This is a genomic window from uncultured Bacteroides sp. (genome assembly GCF_958445495.1).
Taxonomy (GTDB): Bacteria; Bacteroidota; Bacteroidia; order Bacteroidales; family Bacteroidaceae; genus Bacteroides.
Genome location: NZ_CAUCSQ010000096.1, coordinates 1 through 5249 on the forward strand (window position 1 = coordinate 1; position 5249 = coordinate 5249).

2 protein-coding genes are annotated in these 5249 nt (G+C 44.4%); both read left to right on the forward strand.

What is annotated here, in order from left to right; all coding sequences use genetic code 11:
* The first annotated feature begins 170 nt into the window (after nucleotides 1–170).
* Complete coding sequence (locus Q5076_RS17745) at nucleotides 171–3518, forward strand: SusC/RagA family TonB-linked outer membrane protein (RefSeq protein ID WP_303015126.1); 3348 nt, start codon at nucleotides 171–173, stop codon at nucleotides 3516–3518.
* 19 nt (nucleotides 3519–3537) lie between these two features.
* Complete coding sequence (locus Q5076_RS17750; protein ID WP_303015128.1) at nucleotides 3538–5100, forward strand: RagB/SusD family nutrient uptake outer membrane protein; 1563 nt, start codon at nucleotides 3538–3540, stop codon at nucleotides 5098–5100.
* Nucleotides 5101–5249: the final 149 nt, after the last annotated feature.

Below are 5249 nucleotides of genomic sequence, written 5' to 3' on the forward strand. Positions count from 1 at the left end.
AGAAAAACAAGTGAAAAAGATTCTTTTCGAGGTATTTTCCATTTTTCTCGAAAAAATGAGAAATAAGACTAAGTGTTTATTGTATCGATGGTGTTTTATAAACAAAAGGGGAGAAAGTCGACGCTTTTCTTTTAGAGTTTAATAAAATGTATTACCATTAAATTAAATGTATGAAAAACAAACATTTGCTTCGAAAATCAACTTTATTTCGAGCTTTATTAATCCTTTTGTTTATAGCAGTTCCAATACAATGGGCTACGGCACAGTTGACTTTATCAACTCCCCGTACAACTTTGGGAGTCGTGATTAAACAGATTCAGGCTCAATCAAAGTATCAGTTTTTTTATAATGACAAATTATCAACCGTGGCGGTCGAGCCTCTAAAGGTTAAAGACATTTCGTTAGAGCAGGTTTTGAATACCCTTTTAAAGGATAAGAAAATAACCTATAAAATAGAAGAAAACATCATCTACCTGTCCGAAAAGGAAGCTTCGGATTCACAACAGCAATCCGGCAAGGAACGTACAATAACCGGACAAGTTACCGACTCGAAGGGAGAGCCCTTAATCGGTGTAAGCATACAGGTAAAAGGAACGTCGGACGGCACCATAACCGATTTAGACGGTAATTATAAAGTGGTAACCAAAAATAACAACCCGATTGTTATCTATTCTTATATTGGATACAAAACCCAGGAAGTCCCGTCGAAAGGACAGAACCTTATTAATATAACTTTGCTTGACGACACGCAAATCATAGACGAAGTTGTCGTTACCGCTTTGGGTATCAAACGGGCGACAAAAGCATTGAGTTACAATGTTCAGGAAGTAAAAAGCGATGAACTGCTGACAAATAAAGACGCCAACTTCATCAACGCCTTGTCCGGCAAGGTCGCGGGAGTTACCATCAACAGCTCCTCTTCCGGCGTGGGCGGTGCAAGCAAAGTCGTCATGCGCGGTGCGAAAGCAATCAACCAGTCCAGCAATGCATTGTATGTGATTGACGGAGTACCGATGTTTAACCTGGGAGGTGAAGGCGGTCAGGAAAACGATTCAAAAGGAACGACAGAAGCCATCGCCGATATTAACCCGGAGGACATCGAATCAATGTCAGTACTGACAGGAGCCGCTGCAGCCGCACTGTACGGAAGCCATGCCGCCAACGGTGCAATTGTCATTACCACTAAAAAGGGAAAAGAAGGACGGTTACAACTGACGGTAAGCCAGAATACCGAATTTCTGCGTCCTTTCAGGACACCGGATTTTCAAACCCGTTACGGAACAGGAGATTTGTTATCGAGTACCTCTTCGGTAGAAAAAAGTTGGGGAAATAAGTTGAATGCAACTAACTATATGGGCTATTCTCCGATGGATGATTTCTTGCAGACGGGAGTTGTCACCACCGAGACAGTTTCCCTTTCTACGGGAACGGAACGCAACCAGACATATTTCTCGGCAAGTGCGATAAATTCTGACGGAATGATACCCAATAACGATTACAACCGCTATAACTTTACCTTCCGGAACACGACTTCTTTCTTGAAAGACAAGATGATATTAGACGTAAGTGCTAATTATATCAAACAAAACGACCGTAACATGGTGAACCAGGGTACTTATTCCAATCCTTTGGTTACCGCCTATTTATTCCCGCGCGGCGACGATTGGAACGATGTTAAGATGTACGAACGGTATGACACGACACGTAAAATCTACACGCAATACTGGCCGCAGGACTTCTCCGGGCTGACCGGGCAAAATCCTTATTGGATTGCTTACCGCAATCTTCGTGAAACAGATAAAAACCGTTACATGTTGAGTGCGGCCTTGAGTTATCAAATCCTGGATTGGTTAAGTGTTTCCGGTCGCGTGCGCATAGATAATTCCAACTCGAAATATACCCGTAAACTGTATGCTACCAGCAATGAGATTCTGGTAGAAAATTCGAAGAACGGACTTTATGGTATCAAACAGACCGACGACAGGCAGACTTATGCGGATTTCATGGTTAATATCAACAAGACCTTCAAAGAAGTATTGAGTTTACAAGCCAATCTTGGAGCCTCTTATTCGGACATGCAACAAGATGTATTCGGCAATGAAGGCCCTATCAGCGACACGAAAGGAATCGCTAATGTATTCAACGTTTTTCACTTGGACAATGACAAGACCAAACGGTCACAGTCCGGCTATCGCGAACAGACACAATCTATCTTCGCCAGTGTGGAGTTGGGTTATAAAAGTACTTATTACCTGACTTTAACGGGACGTACCGACTGGCCGTCACAACTGGCAGGTCCCAATTCCGTGAAAAGTGCGTTCTTCTATCCCTCCATAGGCGGGTCGGTAATACTTTCAGAACTGTTGCCCATACCTGAACAAATCTCTTTCTTGAAATTGAGAGCCTCTTATGCATCGGTCGGGCTTCCTTTCCCCCGCTTTTTGGCAAACCCGACATACGAATGGGATGTAAAAACACAAAAATGGGCGGTTAAGACGCATTATCCGATGTACGAGTTAAAACCGGAAAAGACCAATTCATGGGAAATCGGTATTACCGCCCGGTTCCTCGACCATTTCAGTCTGGACTTGGGACTATACACCACCAAGACATATAATCAGACATTTGAACCGAATATCTCCGTGTCTTCCCAATACTCTACCCTCTACGTACAAACAGGCAGCGTACGTAATAAAGGGGTGGAACTGTCCCTAGGATATGATAATGACTGGAATGGGAAATTCAGATGGAGTTCTACCGTTACTTTCAGTGCAAACAAGAACGAGATTTTAGAATTAATGGAGAATTACAGACATCCTGAGACAGGGGTTATGATTACGTTGGACCGCCTGGAAGTAGGTGGGCTGGCAGATGCCAAATTCGTTTTAAAGAAGGGTGGCAGCCTGGGCGACCTTTATTCGGTCAAAGACTTGCAACGCGACAACAACGGCAATATCTATGTTAACGATAAGGGAGAGGTTGCCAGTGTGTCTTCCGGTGATATCAAACTCGGCAGCGTATTCCCTAAATGTAACCTTTCATGGCGTAATGACTTCAAATGGAAAGATTTGAGTTTCGGATTTATGCTTGCCGCACGTTTCGGAGGCATTGCATATTCCGCCACCCAGTCTTATCTCGATTATTACGGAGTGTCCGAAGCATCGGCAAGTGCGCGGGATATGGGTGGAGTGACGATAAACGGCGGCGATGTGGTAAACGCACAAAAGTGGTATTCGGTGGTCGGAGCACAAAACGGCATTCCCCAATATTACACGTATAGCGCCACCAACGTCCGTTTGCAGGAGGCGTCTGTCGGATATACGATTTCTAAAAATAAATTGTGGGGGATTGCCGACGTTACCGTATCATTAGTGGGACGCAACCTTTGGATGCTGTATTGCAAAGCGCCGTTTGACCCGGAAGCCGTTGCAACGACAGGCAACTATTATCAGGGGATTGACAATTTCATGACTCCGAGTGCACGCAGTCTGGGATTTAATGTTCGATTCAAGTTTTAATCTCTTTTACTAAAATACAATGAATAAATCGATTATAAAATTATTACTGTCAGGCGGATTGTTTATATACATGACTACTGCCTGTACGGACAATTATATGGACTACAATAAAAATCCGTATGAAGTGACCGATAGTGAAATGGAACGGGATGCACATAAGCTCGGAGCGGCCCTTATCGGCATGCAAAGCGTGGTAATTCCCGTAGGAGAGCATTTGTCACAGTTTTCCGAATGCTTGTTAGGCGGCGTGTTCAGTGGTTATATGGCGGATTCGAAGACTTGGGGAAATTCATTCTCATTCTTCAACCAGTCGGAAGACTGGAACGGAAAGGTATATCTGGACATCATGCCTGAAATTTACTCCAATCTCTCCGAGGTTAAAAAAGCGACTACTGACCCTATTCCTTTGGCTATAGCGGAAATATTGAAAGTAACGGCCATCGTGCGGGTCACTGACGTATATGGGCCTATCCCTTATTCACAGGTAGGCGCCGACGGCAAGCTGACGGCTCCGTTCGATACTCAAAAAAGCATTTATACGAAAATGTTCCAGGAACTATCGGAGTCAATTGCCACATTAACGCTGAACCGTACAAATGACTTCTCTCCCAATGCCGACCAGGTATTCGGCGGTAAAGTGGAAAAATGGATTAAATTTGCCAATTCATTGAAATTACGTATGGCTATACGCATCCGTTATGCGGACGCCCCATTGGCCGAACAGATGGTAAAAGAAGCCATAAGTACGGAAAACGGGCAAGTAGGGGTCATGGGGAGCAATGACGACAATGCCTTTATGACGGTTTCCCTTAATCCTTTCTATACGGTATTCGGTTGGGGAGACTCCAGAATTGCCGCCGACTTGCTGACATATATGAATACGTACAGTGATCCGCGTCGTCCGGTTTATGCCTTGGAAAGCACTTTCAAAGACCCTTCAATCACTAACGCATATTACGGGTTGCGAGTCGGGAATGAATACGCGGCGGTTGATGCCAAGATGTATTCAAACATAAATGTCACCGCTACCGCCCCGCTGATGTGGATGAATGTTGCCGAGGTCATGTTTCTAAGGGCGGAAGCCGCTTTACAGGGATGGGATACGGAAGATACTGCCGAAAACTATTATAAAACGGGCATTCGCCTGTCGTTTGCTCAACACGGGATAAGCAATGTGGAAAATTATCTGGAGAAAACAACTGTACCGGGCAGTTATCAGGACCCCAAAAGCACATATACGGCAGCTTTGCCCGGCAATGCCGTTTCCGTTAAATGGGAGGGGACCGACAACGAGATAAACCTGGAACGTATCATCACTCAAAAATGGATTGCCAATTTCCCGCTAAGCCTGGAAGGATGGGCTGACTTCCGCAGGACGGGTTATCCCAGGTTGCTTTCCACGCCCAACAACAAAAGCAATGAAGTTGCAGACGGGAAGTTTGCCCGCCGGTTGAAATATCCGCAACAGGAGTATAATACCAACAAAGCCAATGTGGAACAGATTGTCAGTACATTACAGGGAGGAGACAAGATGTCTACCCATATCTGGTGGGACTGCAATCCTAGATTGTTAAACGAATAAAATCTAAATAGTATGAAGAACAAATTTGGAATGGCTGTTTTATCGTTCTTCGCAACAAGCTTGATATTGGGAGCATGTAGCGATTGGACGGACATCGAGAATGTAGAAATTAACCAACCCGGCATTCAAACTCAGAATCCGGAATTATA

Coding starts and splice junctions, on each gene's coding strand:
- Q5076_RS17750 (WP_303015128.1), top strand. CDS start 3,538: ATGAATAAATCGATTATAAAATTATTACTGTCAGGCGGATTGTTTATA.
- Q5076_RS17745 (WP_303015126.1), top strand. CDS start 171: ATGAAAAACAAACATTTGCTTCGAAAATCAACTTTATTTCGAGCTTTA.